This is a genomic window from Bacillus sp. YP1 (assembly GCF_000877815.1).
Lineage (GTDB): Bacteria > Bacillota > Bacilli > Bacillales > Bacillaceae > Bacillus > Bacillus subtilis.
In genome coordinates, this window is the sequence record NZ_CP010014.1 from 1454882 (window position 1) to 1478422 (window position 23541).

The following is a 23541-nucleotide window of genomic DNA, read 5'->3' on the forward strand; positions in this document are numbered from 1 at the left end:
GGGGTTATGACATGAGTATTTTTAATGGAATCAAAGAAGAGCAGATGGACATTTTGCGGGAAGTCGGCAATATAGGCGCCGGCCACTCCGCCTCTGCAATGGCCCAGCTGTTAAATAGAAAGATAGATATGGAAGTCCCATTTGCAAAGCTGCTGTCTTTTGATGAGCTTGTTGATTTTTTCGGCGGCGCCGATGTCCCGGTTGCCAGCATCTTTTTAAGAATGGAAGGCGATTTAACGGGTTCAATGTTCTTTATAATGCCTTTTTTTCAGGCGGAGCAGTTTATCAGAGAGCTGATTGGAAACCCCGATTTTGACATAGAGGACTTAGGTGAAGACCACATGAGCTCATCCGCTTTGCATGAACTGGGCAATATTTTAGCGGGGTCATATTTAACAGCTTTGGCGGATTTGACGAAACTCCAGCTCTATCCAAGTGTTCCTGAAGTCTCTTTGGACATGTTCGGAGCAGTGATCAGCGAAGGGCTGATGGAGCTCAGTCAGGTTGGAGAACACGCCATTGTTGTCGACACGTCAATTTTTGACCAAAGCCATCAGCAGGAGCTGAAAGCGCATATGTTTATGCTGCCGGACTATGATTCATTTGAAAAGCTCTTTGTCGCCTTAGGTGCATCATTATGAGTACAACTGAGGCTGTTGTTATAAAGGTTGGGATTGCTGACGTGAAGATCGCCCGCTTCCCGGATACCATCCGGACCTCTGGTTTGGGCTCATGTGTGGGGCTGGTGCTTTATGATAAAGAAAAGCAAACGGCGGGTCTTGTTCATGTCATGCTTCCGGATTCGACGTTATCGAAAACTGCCGAGCTCAACCGGGCTAAGTACGCTGACACCGCCGTACAGACCACGATTGATATGCTGATAGAAGCGGGATGCCGGAAATTTGCATTAAAAGCAAAGCTGGCCGGCGGATCAGAGATGTTTAAATTTAAATCGACAAATGATTTGATGAAGATCGGACCGAGAAATGTATTAGCGATAAAAGAACAGCTGTCTTTATTTAATATTCCTATTATTAGTGAAGATACGGGCGGCTCAAGCGGCCGGACGATAGAATTTGAACCGAAGTCCTGCATGCTGCATATTCGAACTGTTAAACAAGGTGAAAAAACGATTTAATTAAGGTATTAGGGGGATAACAATGCAATCCTTGAATTATGAAGATCAGGTGCTTTGGACGCGCTGGAAAGAGTGGAAAGATCCTAAAGCCGGTGACGACTTAATGCGCCGTTACATGCCGCTTGTCACATATCATGTAGGCAGAATTTCTGTCGGGCTGCCGAAATCAGTGCATAAAGACGATCTTATGAGCCTTGGTATGCTTGGTTTATATGATGCCCTTGAAAAATTTGACCCCAGCCGGGACTTAAAATTTGATACCTACGCCTCGTTTAGAATTCGCGGCGCAATCATAGACGGGCTTCGTAAAGAAGATTGGCTGCCCAGAACCTCGCGCGAAAAAACAAAAAAGGTTGAAGCAGCAATTGAAAAGCTTGAACAGCGGTATCTTCGGAATGTATCGCCCGCGGAAATTGCAGAGGAACTCGGAATGACGGTACAGGATGTCGTGTCAACAATGAATGAAGGTTTTTTTGCAAATCTGCTGTCAATTGATGAAAAGCTCCATGATCAAGATGATGGGGAAAACATTCAAGTCATGATCAGAGATGACAAAAATGTTCCGCCTGAAGAAAAGATTATGAAGGATGAACTGATTGCACAGCTTGCGGAAAAAATTCACGAACTCTCTGAAAAAGAACAGCTGGTTGTCAGTTTGTTCTACAAAGAGGAGTTGACACTGACAGAAATCGGACAAGTATTAAATCTTTCTACGTCCCGCATATCTCAGATCCATTCAAAGGCATTATTTAAATTAAAGAATCTGCTGGAAAAAGTGATACAATAATGAATTTCATGGTTAGCGAGTGAAAAACATGTCAACACTATTATGGCTTTTAAGCTTTACGCTCCACGGCGTTCTTCTGTACGCTGTCATTATCCTGTATACGAGGCTCGCTGCAGTGAAAGAAACAGAAAAACAGCAAAAACAGATACTTGAAGAGACGGAAAACACCTTGGCGGCATTTCTGCTTGAATTAAAAGAAGAAAATGAGAAACTGATAGAAAATAAAGCTTCATCTGCAAGTCAATCAGATGAAGAATCCCAAAAGCCAGGCCTTCAGACCTCTGAAACATATCAAGAGCGGGATCCAGTCCAAGAGGCAGAGAATCTTCCTGAACATATTGAAGGTCTGATTACAGAGGTTGACCGTCGGGAAGAGATCGTAAACAGTGAGGTACAATCATTTGAAGACCAGGTCATAGAATTATATGAACAGGGATATTCGGCAAGTCAAATTGCCCAGAAAATGAAGAGCGGAAAGACAGAAATCGAGCTATTTTTAAAATTTCGCTCCAAAGGTGTAAAGGATTCTTGATTGTCGGATAAAGCTGTGTTATATTATGTCTTGGTGTTAAATACACACGCTTAACGATTTATGCAGAGGGTGCTGCAGGCGGCAGTTCTGCACAAAAATGACCTAAGCGGAGGAAAAAAACCATTATATTAGGAGGAAATAACATGTCAGTCATTTCTATGAAGCAATTGCTTGAAGCTGGTGTTCACTTCGGTCACCAAACACGCCGTTGGAACCCAAAAATGAAGCGTTACATTTTCACGGAGCGTAACGGAATCTACATCATTGACCTTCAAAAAACAGTCAAAAAAGTAGAGGAAGCTTACAACTTCACTAAAAATCTTGCTGCTGAAGGCGGAAAAATCCTTTTCGTCGGAACAAAAAAACAAGCTCAAGATTCTGTTAAAGAAGAAGCTCAACGCTCTGGCATGTACTATGTCAACCAACGCTGGTTGGGCGGTACATTAACAAACTTTGAAACAATCCAAAAACGTATTAAACGTCTTAAAGACATTGAAAAAATGCAAGAAAACGGTACGTTTGATGTACTTCCTAAAAAAGAAGTCGTTCAATTGAAAAAAGAATTAGAGCGTCTTGAAAAATTCCTAGGCGGAATTAAAGATATGAAGGATCTTCCTGATGCATTATTCATCATCGATCCTCGCAAAGAGCGCATCGCTGTTGCGGAAGCTCGTAAATTAAACATCCCTATCATCGGTATCGTAGATACTAACTGTGATCCAGATGAAATCGATGTTGTTATCCCAGCGAACGATGACGCTATCCGCGCTGTTAAACTTCTAACTTCTAAAATGGCAGATGCAATCTTAGAAGCGAAGCAAGGCGAAGAAGAAGCGGAAGTTGCTGAAGAAACTGCACCAGAAACAGAAACAACAACTGCGTAACCTATTCAAAAGGTGATAAGAGGGACTGCCTTTTATCACCTTTTTTCAAGAAAAATGTGTAATATACATACTCTTGTTTAAACATATAAGGAGGAATACAAATGGCAATTACTGCACAGCAAGTAAAAGAACTGCGTGAAAAAACTGGCGCGGGCATGATGGATTGTAAAAAAGCGTTAACTGAAACTGACGGAGATATGGACAAAGCAATTGACCTTTTAAGAGAAAAAGGGATTGCAAAAGCAGCGAAAAAAGCTGACCGTATCGCAGCAGAAGGTTCTACTCTTATTAAAACTGACGGCAACAAAGGCGTTATCCTAGAAGTAAACTCTGAAACTGATTTCGTTGCGAAAAACGAAGGTTTTAAAGAGCTTCTTAACACTTTAGCTGACCACCTTCTTGCAAACACGCCAGCTGATGTTGAAGAAGCCATGGGCCAAAAAATGGAAAATGGCTCAACTGTTGAAGAGTACATCACAAGCGCAGTTGCTAAAATCGGTGAGAAAATCACTCTTCGCCGCTTTACAGTTCTTACAAAAGACGACAGCTCTGCATTCGGTGCTTACCTTCACATGGGCGGCCGCATCGGTGTATTAACTGTTCTCAACGGTACAACTGATGAAGAAACTGCGAAAGATATCGCAATGCACGTTGCTGCGGTTAACCCTCGTTACATTTCTCGTGATCAAGTATCTGAAGAAGAAACAAATCATGAGCGTCAAATCTTAACTCAGCAAGCCCTCCAAGAAGGCAAACCTGAAAACATCGTAGCGAAAATGGTTGAAGGCCGTCTGAACAAATTCTTCGAAGAAATTTGTCTATTAGACCAAGCGTTCGTTAAAAACCCAGATGAAAAAGTGAAACAAGTTATTGCAGCGAAAAACGCTACTGTTCAAACTTTTGTCCGCTATGAAGTTGGAGAAGGCATCGAAAAACGTCAAGAAAACTTTGCTGAAGAAGTAATGAACCAAGTGAAAAAATAATGGTGAAAAGATTTCGCGGCTAAGTCGCGTCTTTTCAGGCAGTATAGGGGACACATTTTGTGTTCCCTATTTTTAAAACTATATTTACAAACCTTTTTTTCTCTTGCATAATAGAAAACGGCAATGTTTACACTTGGAGGTTATCATGGAAAAACCAAAATACAAACGTATCGTATTAAAGCTTAGCGGGGAAGCATTGGCAGGAGAACAGGGAAATGGAATTAACCCGACTGTCATTCAATCCATTGCAAAGCAAGTGAAGGAAATCGCTGAGCTTGAAGTCGAAGTGGCTGTTGTAGTAGGCGGCGGCAACTTATGGCGCGGAAAAACAGGAAGTGACCTGGGCATGGACCGCGCGACTGCTGACTATATGGGAATGCTGGCGACAGTAATGAATTCGCTTGCTCTTCAAGACAGCTTGGAAACACTCGGAATCCAGTCCAGAGTGCAAACATCCATTGAAATGAGACAAGTTGCTGAACCGTACATAAGAAGAAAAGCGATACGCCACTTAGAGAAAAAACGTGTCGTTATTTTCGCTGCGGGTACAGGAAACCCATATTTCTCAACTGATACGACAGCTGCACTGCGGGCTGCTGAAATTGAGGCAGACGTTATTTTAATGGCTAAAAATAACGTTGACGGTGTGTATAATGCTGATCCTAGAAAAGATGAATCAGCTGTTAAGTATGAATCACTTTCTTATCTTGACGTTCTTAAAGACGGCCTGGAAGTCATGGATTCAACAGCTTCCTCTTTATGCATGGACAATGACATTCCGCTTATCGTCTTTTCTATTATGGAAGAAGGAAATATCAAACGTGCCGTTATCGGTGAATCAATCGGAACGATCGTGAGGGGGAAATAACGTGTCAAAAGAAGTATTAACTCAAACAAAAGAAAAAATGGAAAAAGCAATTGCTGCTTATCAGCGCGAATTGGCTACTGTACGCGCAGGCCGTGCAAATCCATCATTATTAGATAAAGTAACGGTTGAATATTACGGAGCGCAGACACCTTTAAATCAGTTGTCTTCTATTAACGTGCCTGAAGCTCGTATGCTCGTTATCACACCATACGACAAAACAGCAATTGGCGATATCGAAAAAGCGATTTTAAAAGCTGATTTAGGTCTTACACCAACAAGTGACGGCAATATGATTCGAATTGCAATTCCGGCACTAACAGAAGAGAGACGGAAAGAATTAGTGAAAGTTGTAAAAAAATACGCTGAAGAAGCAAAAGTCGCTGTTCGTAACGTTCGCCGTGATGCTAACGATGATCTCAAAAAACTTGAGAAAAACGGAGACATTACTGAGGATGAACTGCGTGCTTCCACTGAAGACGTTCAAAAACTGACAGATGAATATGTGTCAAAAATTGACAGTGTCACAAAAGACAAAGAAAAAGAAATCATGGAAGTTTAATGAAAAACTATGTACAATAGATAATAGTGAAAAGACCCTCTCATGTTTACAGGGGGTTTTTTTGTTAATACTGTTGATTACATTGATTATCAGCAGGGAATGTAACCTTTTTGGGTGACGGAGGAATCTCATGCTCAACATACTCAAAAATTGGAAGAATCAGCAAACAGCGGCTTCCAACTTAGAACGTTATACAAAAGAAGACATACTTAAGGGAGAAATTCCCGAACACATCGCCATTATCATGGATGGAAATGGCCGTTGGGCTAAAAAACGCTCTCTTCCCAGAATTGCAGGCCACCATGAAGGGATGAAGGTGGTAAAAAGGACCACGAAGCTCGCAAACGAATTAGGTGTCAAAGTACTGACATTGTATGCATTTTCAACAGAAAACTGGAAAAGACCGAAAATGGAAGTCGATTTTTTAATGAAGCTTCCGGAAGAATTTTTGAATACGTATCTTCCAGAGCTTGTTGAGGAAAATGTACAGGTTCGGATCATTGGGGATGAAACGGCTTTGCCGGCGCACACATTACGTGCGATTGAAAAAGCTGTACAGGACACGGCGCAAAACGACGGAATGATCCTTAATTTTGCTCTTAACTATGGAGGCCGTACTGAAATTGTCAGTGCTGCAAAATCACTCGCGGAAAAAGTGAAGGAAGGCTCTTTGAATATTGAAGACATTGATGAATCGCTTTTTTCTACTTATTTGATGACTGAATCTTTGCAGGATCCTGAACTTTTAATTCGAACGAGCGGCGAGATAAGGCTGAGTAATTTTATGCTATGGCAGGTTGCCTACAGTGAATTTGTCTTTACTGACGTCTTGTGGCCTGACTTTAAAGAAGATCACTTCTTGCAGGCGTTAGGAGAGTTTCAGCAGAGAGGCCGGAGGTTTGGCGGAATTTAGAGGATGGTGGACATGAAACAAAGAATTTTGACAGGTGTTCTGGCAGCAATTGTATTTTTATTTTTGGTTATTGTCGGGGAATTGCCGTTCACCATATTAATTTATGCTATGGGCAGTGTGGCGCTTTTTGAACTTTTACGGATGAAAAAGCTGAAGCTGGTTTCACTGCCGGGTTTGATCGGTCTTTTATTGTTGTGGATGTTCTTATTGCCAAGCCAGTATTCGTTTTTTGAAGCGGACGGAATTTCCAAAATGGAAATCGCTTTATTTGCGGTACTGCTATTGCTGACTTACACAGTGTTGGTCAAGAACACCTTTACTTTTGATGAAGTCGGGTTTATTACGCTTGCAGCAATTTACATCGGAATGTGTTTTCATTATTTTATCGAAATCAGAAATCTTGACCAATACGGATTAACATACATTTTTTATGCGTGTGTTGTCATTTGGTCCACGGATTCCGGTGCCTATTTTGTCGGTAAATCGCTTGGGAAGCGGAAACTGTGGCCTGAAATCAGTCCGAATAAAACAGTGGAAGGGTTTGCAGGCGGAATTGTCATCGCACTTGTATTGGCGACGATTTTTCAGCTTGTTGCACAACTTCCGATCCCGTATATCTATCTGCTGTTGATCACGCTGTTTTTGTCTGTTTTCGGACAACTTGGAGATTTAGTGGAATCCGCCTTGAAAAGACATTACGATGTAAAGGATTCTGGGAATATTCTTCCTGGGCATGGCGGTATATTAGACCGTTTTGACAGTTTCTTGTTTGTCATGCCTTTCTTGTACTTTCTGCTTGCCCTTTTTTCATAAAAAAGTCTAATATGAATATGAGACTGATCATGCAGCAATAAGAATAGGAGTAGTGGCAACTTTGAAAAATATTTGTCTTTTAGGAGCAACAGGATCAATCGGCGAACAGACTCTTGATGTACTGCGTGCACATCAAGATCAATTTCAGCTGGTATCTATGTCGTTTGGCAGAAATATTGATAAGGCCGTTCCAATGATTGAGGTCTTTCAGCCGAAGTTTGTCTCTGTCGGTGATCTGGATACATATCATAAATTAAAACAAATGTCTTTTTCTTTTGAATGCCAAATCGGGCTGGGAGAAGAAGGACTGATAGAAGCAGCAGTGATGGAGGAGGTTGACATTGTTGTCAACGCTTTGCTTGGAAGCGTCGGTCTTATCCCGACGTTAAAGGCAATTGAACAGAAAAAAACAATTGCGCTTGCAAATAAGGAAACTCTTGTCACTGCAGGGCATATAGTAAAAGAACATGCTAAGAAATATGATGTTCCGCTGCTGCCTGTTGACAGTGAGCATTCAGCCATTTTTCAAGCTCTTCAAGGCGAACAGGCTAAAAACATTGAACGCCTCATCATTACGGCATCCGGCGGAAGTTTTCGGGACAAGACGCGGGAGGAGCTCGAATCAGTAACGGTTGAAGATGCATTAAAACATCCAAACTGGTCAATGGGTGCAAAAATTACAATTGATTCGGCTACAATGATGAATAAGGGATTAGAGGTAATCGAGGCACACTGGCTTTTCGATATACCTTATGAACAAATTGATGTGGTTTTACATAAGGAGAGCATCATCCATTCAATGGTCGAGTTCCATGATAAAAGTGTGATCGCACAGCTCGGAACTCCGGATATGAGAGTCCCCATTCAATATGCGCTCACTTATCCTGACCGATTGCCATTACCAGATGCGAAAAGGCTTGAATTATGGGAAATCGGCAGCCTTCATTTTGAGAAAGCTGATTTTGACAGGTTCCGATGCTTACAATTTGCTTTTGAATCAGGTAAAATAGGAGGAACAATGCCGACAGTGCTAAATGCGGCAAACGAAGTAGCTGTCGCTGCCTTTTTAGCTGGCAAGATACCGTTTTTGGCTATTGAAGACTGTATCGAAAAGGCACTAACCCGCCATCAATTACTGAAAAAACCGAGCCTGGCGGACATTCAAGAAGTGGACAAAGATACCCGGGGATACGTCAATTCAATACTCACATAAGGTGGTATGTTCGTGAATACAGTTATAGCGTTTATCATTATTTTCGGAACGCTCGTTTTCTTCCATGAACTGGGCCATTTATTGCTAGCCCAAAGAGCGGGAATTCTCTGCCGTGAATTTGCGATCGGCTTCGGTCCAAAGATTTTTTCTTTCAAAAAAAATGAAACAGTTTATACGATCAGGCTGCTTCCGGTCGGCGGATTTGTTCGTATGGCCGGCGAAGATCCGGAAATGATTGAGGTGAAACCCGGATACACGGTCGGGCTTCTGTTTAATAAGGAAGATCAAGTTGAGAAAGTCATCATCAATCAAAAGGAAAAATATCCGGATGCTTTAGTCATTGAAGTGGAAACAGCGGATCTAGAGCATGACATGAAGATCACCGGTTATGAACAGGGGAAAGAGGACGAACTTTCCAGCTTTACTGTCAGCGAAACATCCTTTTTTATTGTAGACGGAGAAGAAGTGCAGATTGCGCCGTATAATCGCCAATTTGGTTCCAAACCTGTGTGGCAGCGGATTAAAGCAATTGCTGCAGGGCCGATTATGAACTTTATTTTAGCTTACGTCATTTTAGTGATGCTTGGGCTGATTCAAGGCGTACCGTCAAATGAACCTATGCTCGGGCAGCTGACAGACAATGGACGGGCAGCTGAAGCAGGGCTAAAAGAAGGGGATTATATCCAAAGCATTAACGGAGAGAAAATGAGGTCTTGGACTGACATTGTCTCCGCTGTAAAAGAAAACCCGGAGAAAGAAATGGACGTTGCAGTAAAAAGAGCTAACAAAACGCTTCATATTTCGGTGACTCCGGAAGCTGTTAAAGATGAGAACAAAAAAACAATCGGCCGCTTTGGTTCTTACGCGCCAACTGAGAAAGGCGTTCTCTCAGCAGTTGCTTACGGCGCGACATCAACAGTTGACATTGGCAATCAAATCTTAGAAACGTTTGGTAATTTAGTAACAGGACAATTTAAAATAAATATGTTGGCGGGACCAGTTGGTATTTATGATATGACAGACCAAGTGGCGAAAACCGGGTTAGTTAATTTGGTTCGTTTCGCTGCGTTTTTAAGCATTAATCTTGGGATTGTCAACCTGCTTCCGATTCCGGCACTTGACGGAGGAAGACTGTTGTTTCTATTTATTGAAGCGATTCGGGGCAAACCGATTAACAGGGAAAAAGAAGCATTTGTTGTGTTTATCGGAGTAGCTTTCTTAATGCTTCTTATGCTGGTTGTCACATGGAACGATATCCAGCGGCTGTTTTTGTAAACGAAAAGTAAATCAATCAGAGGTGCGAAGAAATGAGACAAAGCTTGACGCTTATTCCTACGCTCCGTGAAGTTCCAGCTGATGCCGAAGCAAAAAGTCATCAGCTTCTTCTGAGAGCAGGATTTATCAGACAGAATACGAGCGGGGTATACAGCTATATGCCTCTTGCGTATAAGGTGATTCAAAACATTCAGCAGATTGTTCGAGAAGAAATGGAGAAAATTGATGCCGTAGAAATGCTCATGCCTGCGTTGCAGCAGGCAGAGACATGGCAGGAATCAGGCAGATGGTATACGTATGGTCCCGAACTGATGAGACTAAAAGACCGTCATGGCCGTGAATTTGCTTTAGGGGCAACGCATGAAGAGGTTATCACTTCGCTTGTTCGCGATGAGGTTAAATCTTATAAGCGTCTCCCTCTGACTCTTTATCAAATTCAGTCTAAGTTCAGAGATGAAAAACGTCCTCGCTTCGGTTTGTTAAGAGGCCGCGAATTTATTATGAAGGATGCGTACTCTTTCCATGCATCTGCAGAGAGCCTGGATGAAACGTATCAAAAAATGTACGAGGCCTATTCTAATATTTTTGCCCGCTGCGGCATTAATGTAAGACCTGTTATCGCTGATTCAGGCGCAATGGGAGGAAAGGATACGCACGAATTTATGGCACTTTCTGCGATCGGAGAGGATACGATTGCGTATTCTGATGAATCACAGTACGCGGCTAATATCGAGATGGCTGAAGTTCTTCACCAGGAAGTTCCTTCAGATGAAGAGCCTAAAGCTCTAGAGAAGGTTCATACGCCTAACGTGAAAACAATCGAAGAACTGACTGCGTTCTTACAGGTTTCGGCTGAAGCGTGCATTAAGTCAGTATTGTTTAAAGCTGATGACCGTTTTGTCTTAGTGCTTGTAAGAGGGGATCATGAAGTTAACGATATTAAAGTGAAAAACTTGCTTCATGCAGAAGTTGTAGAGCTTGCTACACATGAAGAGGTCATTCAGCAGCTCGGAACAGAGCCAGGTTTTGTAGGCCCTGTTGGTATTCATCAGGATGTGGAAGTATATGCCGATCAAGCTGTGAAAGCAATGGTTAATGCTGTTGCCGGGGCAAATGAAGGAGATCATCATTATAAAAATGTCAATGTGAATCGTGACGCGCAAATTAAAGAATTTGCTGATCTTCGTTTTATTAAAGAAGGTGATCCTTCACCAGACGGCAAGGGAACGATCCGTTTTGCTGAGGGAATCGAAGTCGGACAAGTCTTTAAGCTCGGAACACGCTATTCAGAAGCGATGAATGCGACATATTTAGATGAAAACGGACGCGCGCAGCCAATGCTGATGGGCTGTTACGGAATCGGTGTGTCAAGAACGCTTTCTGCTATTGCTGAACAGCATCACGACGAAAAAGGATTAATATGGCCAAAAAGCGTTGCCCCGTACGATCTTCATATTCTTGCATTGAACATGAAAAACGATGGGCAAAGAGAGCTTGCTGAAAAGCTGTATGCCGATTTAAAAGCGGAAGGCTATGAAGTGCTCTATGACGACCGTGCTGAGCGTGCCGGTGTAAAATTCGCTGATTCAGATCTAATCGGCCTTCCAATCCGCATCACTGTCGGAAAACGGGCTGACGAAGGAATCGTCGAAGTGAAAATTCGTCAAACTGGTGAGTCAACTGAGATTTCAGTAGACGAATTATCTGCGTTTATCAGCAAGCAGTAATCACCATAACGATTTATCAAAAAACATGTTAAAATAGAAATAATAGAAGGTACCTCATTGCCTGAGGTACCTTCACTTATGATGTTTTTAGGGAGGGATACTGTCTTAATGGAACAGTTATCAGTAAACAGAAGGCAGTTTCAAATTCTTCTGCAGCAGATTAATATGACAGATGATACCTTCATGACATACTTTGAACATGGCGAGATTAAAAAGCTGACAATTCACAAAGCTTCTAAATCTTGGCATTTTCATTTTCAATTTAAATCTTTGCTGCCTTTTCAAATATATGACACATTAACAACGAGGCTGACGCAATCGTTTGCCCACATAGCAAAAGTGACATCTTCAATTGAAGTTCAGGATGCCGAGGTCAGTGAAAGTATCGTTCAAGACTACTGGTCACGCTGCATTGAAGAACTGCAGGGCATTTCGCCGCCGATCATCAGTCTTTTAAACCAGCAAAAACCGAAGCTGAAGGGCAATAAACTGATTGTCAAAACCAAAACGGATACAGAAGCGGCTGCGCTAAAGAACAAATACAGTTCCATGATACAAGCAGGCTACCGTCAATTTGGCTTTCCAGATCTTCAGCTTGATGCTGAAATATTTGTATCCGAGCAGGAAGTTCAAAAGTTTCGGGAGCAAAAGCTTGCAGAAGACCAAGAGCGGGCTATGCAGGCCTTGATTGAAATGGAGAAGAAAGATAAAGAAAGTGATGAAGACCAAGCACCATCTGGTCCTCTTGTTATCGGTTATCAAATTAAAGATAACGAGGAAATTCGGACACTTGACAGCATCATGGACGAAGAACGGAGAATTACGGTCCAAGGTTATGTGTTTGATGTGGAGACGCGCGAGCTGAAGAGCGGGCGCACGCTGTGTATCTTCAAAATTACAGACTATACAAATAGTATTTTGATCAAAATGTTTGCACGTGAAAAAGAAGATGCGGCACTGATGAAGTCTCTGAAAAAAGGAATGTGGGTAAAAGCACGCGGAAGCATTCAAAATGATACATTTGTCAGAGACCTTGTCATGATCGCAAATGACGTAAACGAAATAAAAGCAAAAACCCGTGAAGATTCAGCACCTGAAGGAGAAAAAAGAGTGGAATTGCATCTTCATTCCCCAATGAGCCAAATGGATGCTGTTACGGGTATTGGAAAGCTTGTCGAACAGGCGAAAAAATGGGGGCATGAGGCCATCGCTTTGACTGACCATGCTGTCGTTCAATCCTTCCCTGATGCGTATTCTGCGGCCAAAAAGCATGGAATTAAAATGATTTACGGGATGGAAGCGAATCTCGTGGATGATGGCGTGCCAATTGCTTATAATGCCGCACATCGTCTGCTCGAAGAAGAAACATATGTTGTTTTTGACGTTGAGACGACAGGATTGTCTGCTGTATACGATACCATTATTGAGCTGGCTGCAGTAAAAGTAAAAGGCGGAGAAATTATTGATAAATTTGAGGCGTTTGCGAACCCGCATCGTCCGCTTTCCGCCACAATCATAGAGCTGACAGGGATCACTGATGATATGCTACAAGACGCTCCGGATGTCGTAGATGTAATAAGAGATTTCAGAGAATGGATTGGCGATGATATCCTTGTCGCTCATAATGCAAGCTTTGATATGGGATTCTTAAATGTAGCCTATAAAAAGCTTCTTGAAGTCGATAAAGCTAAAAACCCAGTCATTGACACGCTAGAACTAGGACGTTTTCTCTATCCGGAATTTAAGAACCACCGGCTGAACACACTTTGTAAAAAGTTTGATATCGAACTCACACAGCATCACCGTGCGATCTATGATACTGAGGCAACCGCTTATTTGCTTCTGAAAATGCTGAAAGACGCGGCTGAAAAAGGTATTCAGTACCATGATGAGTTGAATGAAAATATGGGTCAGTCCAATGCTTATCAAAGATCAAGACCGTATCATGCAACATTACTTGCCGTGAACAGCACGGGACTTAAAAATTTATTTAAGCTTGTGTCACTTTCTCATATTCATTATTTTTACAGAGTGCCGCGTATTCCGAGATCTCAGCTTGAGAAATACAGGGAAGGGCTGCTGATCGGTTCTGCCTGTGACAGGGGAGAGGTTTTTGAGGGAATGATGCAAAAATCGCCTGAAGAGGTGGAAGATATCGCGTCATTCTATGATTACCTTGAGGTTCAGCCGCCTGAAGTGTATCGTCACTTGCTGGAGCTTGAACTGGTCCGTGATGAAAAAGCGCTGAAAGAAATTATTGCGAATATCACGAAGCTGGGGGAAAAGCTTAATAAACCGGTTGTTGCTACGGGAAATGTTCATTACTTGAATGATGAGGATAAAATCTACAGAAAGATTTTAATATCCTCACAAGGCGGGGCAAATCCGCTGAATAGGCATGAACTGCCGAAAGTGCATTTCAGAACGACAGACGAAATGCTTGAAGCTTTTTCTTTCTTAGGTGAAAAAAAAGCGAAGGAGATCGTAGTCACCAATACCCAAAAGGTTGCTTCTTTAGTTGATGACATCAAGCCGATTAAAGATGATTTATATACGCCGAAAATCGAAGGCGCTGATGAAGAGATCAGAGAAATGAGCTATCAGCGTGCAAGAAGCATTTACGGGGAAGAGCTGCCTGAAATTGTCGAAGCGCGGATTGAAAAAGAGTTAAAGAGTATTATTGGCCACGGATTTGCTGTTATTTACTTGATCTCTCACAAACTTGTAAAACGTTCACTAGATGACGGGTATCTCGTTGGTTCCCGTGGTTCCGTAGGATCTTCATTAGTTGCGACACTTACTGAGATTACTGAGGTAAACCCGCTGCCGCCGCACTATGTTTGTCCTGAGTGCCAGCATTCTGAGTTCTTTAATGACGGTTCTGTCGGTTCCGGTTTTGACCTGCCTGACAAGACATGCCCTCATTGCGGAACGCCTTTGAAAAAAGACGGCCATGATATTCCATTTGAAACGTTCTTAGGATTTAAAGGGGACAAAGTACCTGATATCGATTTGAACTTCTCAGGGGAATATCAGCCGCAAGCACACAATTACACAAAAGTATTGTTCGGGGAAGACAATGTATATCGTGCGGGAACAATAGGCACGGTGGCAGAAAAAACAGCCTACGGTTATGTAAAAGGCTATGCCGGAGACAACAATCTTCATATGCGCGGTGCCGAAATAGATCGGCTCGTACAGGGATGCACAGGTGTAAAACGTACAACTGGACAACACCCTGGCGGTATTATCGTAGTTCCGGATTATATGGATATTTATGATTTTTCACCGATCCAGTTCCCGGCAGATGCCACAGGTTCAGAGTGGAAAACGACTCATTTTGATTTCCACTCCATCCATGACAACCTGTTAAAACTTGATATTCTCGGACACGATGACCCGACTGTTATTCGGATGCTTCAAGACTTAAGCGGAATAGATCCGAAAACAATTCCGACGGATGATCCTGAAGTGATGAAGATCTTCCAGGGAACCGAATCACTCGGTGTGACTGAAGAACAGATTGGCTGTAAAACGGGCACTCTTGGAATTCCTGAATTCGGAACCCGATTTGTCCGGCAGATGCTTGAAGATACAAAGCCGACCACTTTTTCTGAGCTCGTTCAGATTTCAGGCTTGTCTCACGGAACTGATGTATGGCTTGGCAATGCACAGGAGCTCATCCACAATAATATTTGTGAGCTGAGTGAGGTTATCGGCTGCCGTGATGACATTATGGTTTATTTAATCTATCAAGGCCTTGAACCGTCCCTTGCCTTTAAAATCATGGAATTCGTGCGTAAAGGAAAAGGATTAACGCCTGAATGGGAAGAAGAAATGAAAAATAACAATGTCCCAGACTGGTATATTGATTCTTGTAAAAAGATTAAATACATGTTCCCGAAAGCCCACGCCGCGGCATATGTCTTAATGGCAGTCCGCATTGCTTACTTTAAAGTGCATCATGCTCTTTTGTATTATGCGGCTTATTTTACCGTTCGTGCAGATGACTTTGATATTGATACAATGATCAAGGGCTCTACAGCAATCAGAGCGGTAATGGAGGATATAAACGCTAAAGGACTCGATGCTTCACCGAAGGAAAAGAACCTTCTGACTGTTTTAGAATTAGCGCTTGAGATGTGTGAGAGAGGCTATTCATTCCAAAAAGTCGATTTATATCGCTCCAGCGCTACAGAGTTTATTATTGACGGCAACAGTCTTATTCCGCCGTTTAACTCTATTCCAGGGTTAGGGACGAACGCTGCTTTGAACATTGTAAAAGCTCGCGAAGAAGGCGAATTCCTCTCAAAAGAAGATTTGCAAAAGAGAGGGAAAGTATCAAAAACGATTTTAGAGTACTTAGATCGCCATGGCTGTCTGGAGTCACTGCCTGATCAAAATCAATTGTCACTGTTTTAAAATAAAAAAGACACAGTTTTCTTAATTGTGTCTTTTTCTGTTTTGAAAATAATTAAAATATAAACAATTAAGTCGAATGTTAAAGTATAATATTGACATATAAACAAAATATATGTTACATTTCTATTAAAAGGGAGGTGATTGGTTTGGAAAAGGATATTTTTGATTTAGATTTGAAAATTCAAACGAGCAAATCGAATGTAGAACCTAATAGTATTCGACTTACCTTTGGTTGCAGTGGTGGTGTCGCTTCAAAAGCTCTCTGTTCTCGGGCAATGTGTGATGGTATCGTTATTACTAAAAACTATGGGTATTGTGATGCTTAATATTTTGGGTGAAGATAGTATTATCTTCACCTCTTTGGTAAGTTGTTTAATTAAATTTGTTATAAAGAGAGTGTTGTTTATATGAAATCACTAAAGAAAGATAGTTTAAAGAATATAGAGCAGAAATGGTTCTCTTTAGATAGTTTCTTTATTAGAACTCCTACTTTATCTCTAACCTTTCTTGAAAATTATTTACATAAAATGATAAATGGAAAAGAAAGTTACTCTAACTGGGTGAAAGATTTAATTAATAATCCAATTTTTATGGAAGCTATTTATATTGCCAGTCCTTCATTATATGAGAATTTAAAATATTGGAAAAATATAACGGACAAAAAAAGGAAAGAGCAAATAGCAATATCATTAAATAATTATTTATTGCGGATGACCTCTAGAACAACTCCTTTTGGGCTTTTCTCCAGTGTTACTGTTGGAAGATTCGAGAATGAAACCTCAATTAATATAGATCCTCTTGTACATAATATTAAGAAGTGCAACCCAGATATGAATTGGTTATATAAGTTGATAAAAAAATTAGAAAAAGAAAATTCGATTTTTTTAGAGCTTAATGTAAAATTCAACAACTTAGTTGAGAAAGTAGGGAACCGTTATTTTCTTTCCTATAATTCAAAAATTGATTCTGCACGTCAAAATAACATAACAAATGACATAAGCTCAATCATTGTTAGTCCTCCTATTGAAATTATAGAGAAGTTAACACAAGAACCTCTTAAAATAAAAAATATATTAAGGTATTTAAAAAAAGAGTATTCCTCAGTAACTAGCGAGAAAATATTATCTTTAATACACAATTTAGTAGATCAAGATTACTTAATTACAGACTTAAGACCATCTCTGTTGGAGAAATCGCCGTTTAATTATGTGATCAATAAAATTAAAAGTATTGAAAAACAAGATTTACAATATATCCTTCAGGAGTTATTATCAATACAAGCTAAAATAAATTATTATGAAACCTTGCCAATTGGAGAAGGCTTAAATGAAGTCAACGAGATCGAAAAACTAATGAGCAATCTTGTTGTTAGCGATATTTACTTACAAGTTAATTTGAGTTTAAATAATAAAAGTGAGATTAAATTAAGTAATAATGTAAAAAAAGATTTAATAGAACTGACAGAGTGTTTAGAGTACTTTTCTATAACAAATAATAAACCTCGACATCTAAAAAACTATCTAAATGAATTTATAGATAAGTATGGAGAGCATCGCGAGGTTGAATTATTAGAATTATTAAATAATGATATCGGATTAGGATCTCCAGCAAGTTATAAAAATCCTACGAGTACTAGAGAGTTTATCTATAAGAGTAATCAAAAGTTGGAAAACTATTTGTTAAGAAAGTTACTTAATTCTATAAAAGAAAATGAGCAAGAAATTGAAATTACATTGGAAGAACTAAAACATTTAAATAAAGAAAAAAATATAAGTGGCCAAAATAATTTCGTTAAATCGTTTGAAATATTCGGAAATATTGTAGCTGATAATATTGATTCCTTTAATAAAGGAAAGTATACAATATTCCTTAACTCTGAAAACCCAGTTTCTAACTTTGCAGGAAAAGCCGCGGGTAGATTTACTGATCTTTTAAAAGATAAAACTAATGTAAAACAATTCTATGACCAACAAACAATTTGTGAGCATTATATTAATGCCGAAATGAGTTACACCCCTAATAATGGTAAAATAGCCAATATTATGATGGTAGATAATTTTTCCGACTATGAAATTAACCTTAACAACTTTTGTTCTGAGGAAAATGAAACTATTCCAATTGAGGATATAGTTGTCGGCGTAGAAGAGGATTTATTTTATTTTAAATCCAAAAACTTAAATAAGAGAATTAATATTAGCGTAAATAGTCTAGTTAATATGGATATAACTCCAAATGTATTTAGATTTATACAAGAAGCTTCATTATTTAATGATCAATATCTTACAGGATTTAATTGGGGAAGACTAATAGAAAGTGAATTTTTACCAAGAGTTAAATTCAAAAAAACAATATTATCCCCTGCAATGTGGAATTTTAATTTAAGTGATCATATTACGGAAAAACCTAATTATGATGAATGGTTAAAAATTTTTAAAAGATGGGCAAAAAAATGGAGTATTCCTAAAAGTGTATATTTAGTTGAAGGTGATGAAAAATTATTTTTAAATCTAGACGTTCATCTTCACTTGAAAATACTGTATAAAAAAATCCAAAAAATGAAGATTATTAGATTAATCGAAAGTGAAATTAATTTGTCAAAGTCATGGGCACAAGATAGGAATAAAAATAAATATAACATAGAGTTTATTTTTCCTCTCATACAAAATAAAAATAATAATAGTATAGGCAAAACTAAAAAGAATAAACCCATTATTTATACTAATAGTATTCTTACAAAAAAACAAATAGGCAGTGATTGGTTGTATTTCAAATTGTACTTTAATTCATTTAGAGATGAAGAAATAATTGCTGACCATATTCCGTCTTTTTTAAATCAATTAATTAATAATAATCAATTAATTAATAAATATTTTTATGTGCGTTATTTAGATGATAAACCGCATATAAGATTACGAATACAGGGAGACCCCAACATTCTTTTGTCGACTGTATTAATAAAAATGAAAGACTGGACATCAAATCTAATTGAAGGAGGTTTAATTAATAAAATCGAATTATCTTGCTATGAAAGAGAAATTGAACGATATGGAGGACCTGATTTTATAGATATTTGTGAGACTTTATTTTATTATGATAGCATCTGTGTCTCTGAGCTATTCAATTTTTTATCGTATACTACTAATGAGTTATTTGATAAAGAGACAATTGCAGTTCTTAGTGTCATTTTCTACTTAGAAGAAATAGGTTTTGATTATAATCAACAACTTAATCTTTTTGAAAGAATTTTAGAGAATAATAAATTTCCTAAGGAATTTAGATTAAAGAAAGACTATTTAGTTTTCCTATGTAACTCAAATCTAAATTGGAGTAACCTAAGAAAAAGCGAAGATGGAAATAAATTGATTAGTATTTTCGAAAAAAGAAAAAAAATAATTAATCATGCCAGCGAAGAATTTTCTGTTAAAAGCAATTATTTATATAGTCCTACTAAAGATATTTGGTTGAGTATAATTCATATGCATTTAAATAGATTATTAGGAGTGGATAGGGAAAAAGAGAAAAATATTATGCTGCTTGTAAAATATACACTTAAAAATCTTAAATACCAAAAGGGAATACTATGAGTAAATTTTATAATGTTACTTATAAAGAAGTAATTAGTTCTTTTAATAATTGGCCAAAATTATATAAGATTTTTCTTAAGGTAGATAAAATAAGTTTCTTTCAAATCATTATAATTGCTGTTATAAGTGGATTTATTCCACCTTCTTTATTACTTCTAAATCAATCGCTTTTAAATAATTTACAAAGAGAAACACAAATAAATAAAGTATTACTTATTTTCATATTATTAATAGTGGTTTATTTAGTGCAGGTTATCGTTAATCAATATAAACAATATAAAGAGGAGATCTTTGCAAATAAGTTAGCCTATTTTATTAACTTGGAAATTTTAAAGAAAACTAAGATTTTAGAATTACCTGATTTCGAAAACCCTCATATTTATGATCAGATACAAAGAGTAACTTCAGAATCTAGTTACAGACCATTCCAAATTTTCACTGAGATTCTTAATATATTAACTAATATTATAACTATAATTTCAACTTCAATAATTATAATTATTTGGAAATGGTGGGTTGTAATACTCTTGTTTTTAACGCCAATCATATCTTCAATTTTCTTTGTGAAATTAGGGAAAAAGGAATACGAAATAGAATGGGAAAGAACTCCATTAAGAAGAAAAATATACTATTATATTTTTTTGATGACACGTGATTTTAATATTAAGGAAATAAAGCTTTTTAATTTAAGCGATTTATTAATTAGTAGATACGAAAAAATTAACAAGGTTTTTTTAAAAACAGATAAAGAAATGGCACAAAGAAAAATGAAGGTTTCGACAATTTTTGAAACTGTAAACCAATTAATTGTTGGTGGAATAATGTTATATATCATATTAAAAGTATTCTCCAAAGAAATTATGATTGGAACAATGATGGCCTTAATACAGGGGGTTATATCTTCTCAGACAGCTTTGAAAACGTTAATGCAGGGAGTATTCTCTGTTTATGAAAACAATTTGTATGTAAATGATTTCTTTGAATTTGTGAAAAATAGAAAATTGAATAATGATACTAAATTGGAGGAAAAAATCCAACTTACCGAAATAAATAAAATTACTTTTAATAATGTTTCATTTAAATATCCAAATAAAAATAATTATGCCCTTAAAAAAATTAGTTTTGAATTAAAAAAAGGAGAAACAATTGCAATTGTTGGTGGTAATGGCTCAGGTAAGTCTACCTTAATCAAACTTATATGTCGCTTGTATGATGGTTTTGAAGGAGAAATATTAATTAACTCTATACCTATTGAAAAATACTCAATTGAGAGTATTAGGGCTCAGACAAGCATTATTTTTCAGGATTTTATTAAATATGAATTTTCAATAAGGGAAAATATAGGGTTTGGTAATTATAATGAAATGAAGAATCAAGATTTTTTGGAATATGCAGCTTACATTTCTGGTGCAAATAAGATTATAAATAAGTATCCAGACAGATTTGACAGTCAGTTGGGGAAGATGTTTAATAAAGGACATCAACTTTCCGGTGGAGAGTGGCAAAAAATGGCTATATCGCGTGCGATCTTTAAGAAGGCAAGTTTGTATATGATGGATGAACCAAGCTCTGCCTTAGACATTTACTCTGAACAAGAATTATTTATAAAATATAATGAGTTTTTAAAAAATAAAATTGGATTATTTATTACTCATAGATTTAACACAGTGCAACTGGCATCTCGTATTTTAGTAATGAATAATGGAGAAATAATAGAGTGTGGCACTCATAAAGAATTGTTGCAGAATAAAGGTATGTATTATGATCTGTATAATCAACAAAAAAAAGTATTTTATTCAGGCCTATGATCTGAGTAGAATATTTAAAAGTAATAAGTCGATGGATCTGATAATTGAGACATATTATAGTTATCTAGGAGCTGTATTATCATGCTTAACAATTATATCGATAAAATAATAATTAAGACCAGTAAACAAATTTCTGATTTACAACTAGTCTTAAATTTGCAAAGATTAGATGATATATCAGTTGCAAGTGGAATTTCATCAGTATGTATTTTGTTTGCTGAATTAGATTATACTTTTCCAAATAGAGGTTGGGATAGGATAGGACATGAATATCTAATTCATATAAAAAAAAAATTAGAAGGAATGGAAGATTATTCACCGTCATGTCTAGGAGGCATGGGAGGGATAGGTTTTTGTATATTAGCTTTGTCGAAAAATGGAAATAGATACCGTAATTTTCTAACTGATTTTAATTTATACTACTTCGATATAATTAAAAAACATATTGAAGAATTTAAAGACTTGTCGAGCCTACAAAAAAATGATTTATTCTTGTATGAAACAATTTATGGTTTTGCTGGAATAGGAAGATACTTATTGTTCTTCAGGGATCAGAGAGAGTCAAGAGATTTATTAGAAAAAATATTAGTATTAATTACTCGTATGGCTAATAAAAATGTAAATTCATTAGCAGATGAAAAATATGTATTAGACTGTGGGTTGGCACATGGGGTAAGTGGACCGCTTAGCTTACTTTCTCTTAGTTACATTAATAATATAATTGTTGAGGGCCAATTAGATGCGATAAAGAAAATTTCTAATTTCCTTATAAAAACAAAAACTAAGAGCGCTAATGGTTATTTATTTCCCAACGGTATCATTCTTAATGAAAAAAATAAAGATCAAACAGTTGATATAACTACACGAGACGCATGGTGTTATGGTTCTCCAGGAACATGCAGGGCATTGCTATTAGCAAAGGAAGCAACAGGTGACGCGAAATATAGTAACTGTGCGGTTACAGTATTTAAAGATGTTATAAAAAGGAATTTTGAACAGCAAAAAAACTATTCTCCTACATTTTGTCATGGATTAAGTGGATTATTGACGATTACATTCTTATTTAATGAATCAATCAGGGATCCTAAATTTAAATCTTATCAAATATATTTAGTGAAAAAACTTCTTGGTTATTATAATGATAATAATGTTCTTGGATTTCAAAATATCGAAAGGGATAATTTGAATAAGGAGATTGTTAGTGACGAGTTAGGTATTTTGAATGGAGTAACAGGAGTATTACTGACTTTACTTGCATTTAGAAACCAAATGACGTATACACGTTGGGAATCAATTTTACTGCTTAATTAAAGGTTATTTTTAACGAAAAGATTTTGCAATAAAAATATGGTTATGGTATAGTTTTATTGGAAATGCTAACGATTACCGAGGCAAAGAGTGGGGAAACCCGCTCTTTTGTATTGAACAGGAGAATTTTGTCTCGACATGTTCATCGTTTACTTTTTAGCCCCTGCTCTTTTGAAGCAGGGTTTTTATGCAGAGTGACGAGACGAATATGAGATCGACAGCACAAGGAGGAAGAACATGAGCAAAAAAGTGACTGACACCGTTCAAGAAATGGCTCAGCCAATCGTAGACAGCCTTCAGCTGGAACTCGTTGACATTGAATTTGTCAAAGAGGGCCAAAGCTGGTTCCTTCGCGTGTTTATTGATTCCGATGACGGTGTGGATATTGAGGAATGTGCCAAAGTAAGCGAAGCTTTAAGCGAAAAGCTTGATGAGGCAGACCCAATCAGCCAAAATTACTTTCTTGAAGTCTCATCTCCAGGAGCTGAGCGTCCGCTAAAGAAAAAAGCCGATTTCGAAAAATCACTAGGAAAAAACGTATACATTAAGACGTATGAGCCTATTGACGGCGTAAAAGTGTTTGAAGGTGAACTGGCTGAATTTGATGGACAAACAGTGACAGTTGAGATCACGATCAAAACAAGAAAGAAACGGATCAATATTCCGTATGAAAAGATAGCTAATGCAAGATTAGCTGTTACATTCTAATGAATACAAATGTTTTAAG

Annotated in this window: 19 protein-coding genes; all 19 read left to right on the forward strand. The window is 37.9% G+C overall.

Annotation, left to right across the window (positions count from 1 at the left end):
• Positions 1-11 precede the first annotated feature (11 nt).
• The 19 genes from cheC to rimP all read left to right on the forward strand — a co-directional run bounded on the left by cheC (position 12) and on the right by rimP (position 23522).
• Entirely contained in the window at positions 12-641 is a 630-nt protein-coding gene (gene cheC / locus QF06_RS07255) for a CheY-P phosphatase CheC (RefSeq protein ID WP_003231935.1), read from the forward strand.
• Positions 638-1138 (forward strand): chemoreceptor glutamine deamidase CheD, encoded by a 501-nt coding sequence (gene cheD, locus QF06_RS07260; protein ID WP_003244852.1) that lies wholly within the window; start codon positions 638-640, stop codon positions 1136-1138. Before cheC ends, cheD begins: the two co-directional genes overlap by 4 nt.
• 22 nt (positions 1139-1160) lie before the next feature.
• A complete protein-coding gene (sigD, locus tag QF06_RS07265; protein WP_003220911.1) occupies positions 1161-1925 on the forward strand; it encodes an RNA polymerase sigma-28 factor SigD in 765 nt (254 codons plus the stop codon).
• A gap of 28 nt (positions 1926-1953) precedes the next feature.
• Positions 1954-2457, forward strand: coding sequence for a swarming motility protein SwrB (gene swrB, locus QF06_RS07270; protein ID WP_038828246.1), 504 nt, complete (start codon positions 1954-1956; stop codon positions 2455-2457).
• Between the two features lie 143 nt (positions 2458-2600).
• A complete protein-coding gene (gene rpsB / locus QF06_RS07275) occupies positions 2601-3341 on the forward strand; it encodes a 30S ribosomal protein S2 (RefSeq protein ID WP_003220918.1) in 741 nt (246 codons plus the stop codon).
• Positions 3342-3442: 101 nt separating this feature from the next.
• Positions 3443-4324 (forward strand): translation elongation factor Ts, encoded by an 882-nt coding sequence (gene tsf / locus QF06_RS07280; RefSeq protein ID WP_003231929.1) that lies wholly within the window; start codon positions 3443-3445, stop codon positions 4322-4324.
• A 145-nt stretch (positions 4325-4469) separates the two neighbouring features.
• Positions 4470-5192, forward strand: a complete 723-nt coding sequence (gene pyrH, locus QF06_RS07285; RefSeq protein WP_003220923.1) for a UMP kinase — start codon at positions 4470-4472, stop codon at positions 5190-5192.
• Between the two features lies 1 nt (position 5193).
• Positions 5194-5751, forward strand: a complete 558-nt coding sequence (frr, locus tag QF06_RS07290) for a ribosome recycling factor (RefSeq protein WP_003231927.1) — start codon at positions 5194-5196, stop codon at positions 5749-5751.
• A 130-nt stretch (positions 5752-5881) separates the two neighbouring features.
• The gene (locus QF06_RS07295; protein ID WP_003231925.1) at positions 5882-6664 is read left to right on the forward strand and encodes an undecaprenyl pyrophosphate synthase; all 783 of its coding nucleotides are present in this window, start codon (positions 5882-5884) and stop codon (positions 6662-6664) included.
• Between the two features lie 3 nt (positions 6665-6667).
• Positions 6668-7477: a phosphatidate cytidylyltransferase gene (gene cdsA / locus QF06_RS07300; protein ID WP_072174243.1), complete on the forward strand. Its 810-nt coding sequence runs from the start codon at positions 6668-6670 to the stop codon at positions 7475-7477.
• Between the two features lie 61 nt (positions 7478-7538).
• Entirely contained in the window at positions 7539-8690 is a 1152-nt protein-coding gene (gene dxr, locus QF06_RS07305) for a 1-deoxy-D-xylulose-5-phosphate reductoisomerase (RefSeq protein WP_003245155.1), read from the forward strand.
• A 6-nt stretch (positions 8691-8696) separates the two neighbouring features.
• Positions 8697-9965, forward strand: a complete 1269-nt coding sequence (rseP, locus tag QF06_RS07310; protein WP_072174245.1) for an RIP metalloprotease RseP — start codon at positions 8697-8699, stop codon at positions 9963-9965.
• Positions 9966-9997: 32 nt separating this feature from the next.
• Positions 9998-11692: a proline--tRNA ligase gene (gene proS / locus QF06_RS07315; protein WP_003231918.1), complete on the forward strand. Its 1695-nt coding sequence runs from the start codon at positions 9998-10000 to the stop codon at positions 11690-11692.
• Between the two features lie 108 nt (positions 11693-11800).
• A complete protein-coding gene (locus QF06_RS07320) occupies positions 11801-16114 on the forward strand; it encodes a PolC-type DNA polymerase III (protein WP_015715890.1) in 4314 nt (1437 codons plus the stop codon).
• Between the two features lie 146 nt (positions 16115-16260).
• On the forward strand, positions 16261-16440 hold the full coding sequence (locus QF06_RS07325) for a hypothetical protein (protein WP_041850827.1): 180 nt from the start codon (positions 16261-16263) through the stop codon (positions 16438-16440).
• An 81-nt stretch (positions 16441-16521) separates the two neighbouring features.
• Entirely contained in the window at positions 16522-19698 is a 3177-nt protein-coding gene (locus tag QF06_RS07330; protein WP_041850826.1) for a lantibiotic dehydratase, read from the forward strand.
• Positions 19695-21506, forward strand: coding sequence for an ABC transporter ATP-binding protein (locus tag QF06_RS07335; RefSeq protein WP_041850825.1), 1812 nt, complete (start codon positions 19695-19697; stop codon positions 21504-21506). Before QF06_RS07330 ends, QF06_RS07335 begins: the two co-directional genes overlap by 4 nt.
• Before the next feature lie 81 nt (positions 21507-21587).
• A complete protein-coding gene (locus tag QF06_RS07340; protein WP_041850824.1) occupies positions 21588-22817 on the forward strand; it encodes a lanthionine synthetase C family protein in 1230 nt (409 codons plus the stop codon).
• Positions 22818-23051: 234 nt separating this feature from the next.
• Positions 23052-23522: a ribosome maturation factor RimP gene (gene rimP / locus QF06_RS07345; RefSeq protein WP_003231915.1), complete on the forward strand. Its 471-nt coding sequence runs from the start codon at positions 23052-23054 to the stop codon at positions 23520-23522.
• Positions 23523-23541 lie beyond the last annotated feature (19 nt).

Coding starts and splice junctions, on each gene's coding strand:
- cheC (WP_003231935.1), top strand. CDS start 12: ATGAGTATTTTTAATGGAATCAAAGAAGAGCAGATGGACATTTTGCGG.
- cheD (WP_003244852.1), top strand. CDS start 638: ATGAGTACAACTGAGGCTGTTGTTATAAAGGTTGGGATTGCTGACGTG.
- sigD (WP_003220911.1), top strand. CDS start 1,161: ATGCAATCCTTGAATTATGAAGATCAGGTGCTTTGGACGCGCTGGAAA.
- swrB (WP_038828246.1), top strand. CDS start 1,954: ATGTCAACACTATTATGGCTTTTAAGCTTTACGCTCCACGGCGTTCTT.
- rpsB (WP_003220918.1), top strand. CDS start 2,601: ATGTCAGTCATTTCTATGAAGCAATTGCTTGAAGCTGGTGTTCACTTC.
- tsf (WP_003231929.1), top strand. CDS start 3,443: ATGGCAATTACTGCACAGCAAGTAAAAGAACTGCGTGAAAAAACTGGC.
- pyrH (WP_003220923.1), top strand. CDS start 4,470: ATGGAAAAACCAAAATACAAACGTATCGTATTAAAGCTTAGCGGGGAA.
- QF06_RS07295 (WP_003231925.1), top strand. CDS start 5,882: ATGCTCAACATACTCAAAAATTGGAAGAATCAGCAAACAGCGGCTTCC.
- cdsA (WP_072174243.1), top strand. CDS start 6,668: ATGGTGGACATGAAACAAAGAATTTTGACAGGTGTTCTGGCAGCAATT.
- rseP (WP_072174245.1), top strand. CDS start 8,697: ATGTTCGTGAATACAGTTATAGCGTTTATCATTATTTTCGGAACGCTC.
- proS (WP_003231918.1), top strand. CDS start 9,998: ATGAGACAAAGCTTGACGCTTATTCCTACGCTCCGTGAAGTTCCAGCT.
- QF06_RS07320 (WP_015715890.1), top strand. CDS start 11,801: ATGGAACAGTTATCAGTAAACAGAAGGCAGTTTCAAATTCTTCTGCAG.
- QF06_RS07330 (WP_041850826.1), top strand. CDS start 16,522: ATGAAATCACTAAAGAAAGATAGTTTAAAGAATATAGAGCAGAAATGG.
- QF06_RS07335 (WP_041850825.1), top strand. CDS start 19,695: ATGAGTAAATTTTATAATGTTACTTATAAAGAAGTAATTAGTTCTTTT.
- QF06_RS07340 (WP_041850824.1), top strand. CDS start 21,588: ATGCTTAACAATTATATCGATAAAATAATAATTAAGACCAGTAAACAA.
- rimP (WP_003231915.1), top strand. CDS start 23,052: ATGAGCAAAAAAGTGACTGACACCGTTCAAGAAATGGCTCAGCCAATC.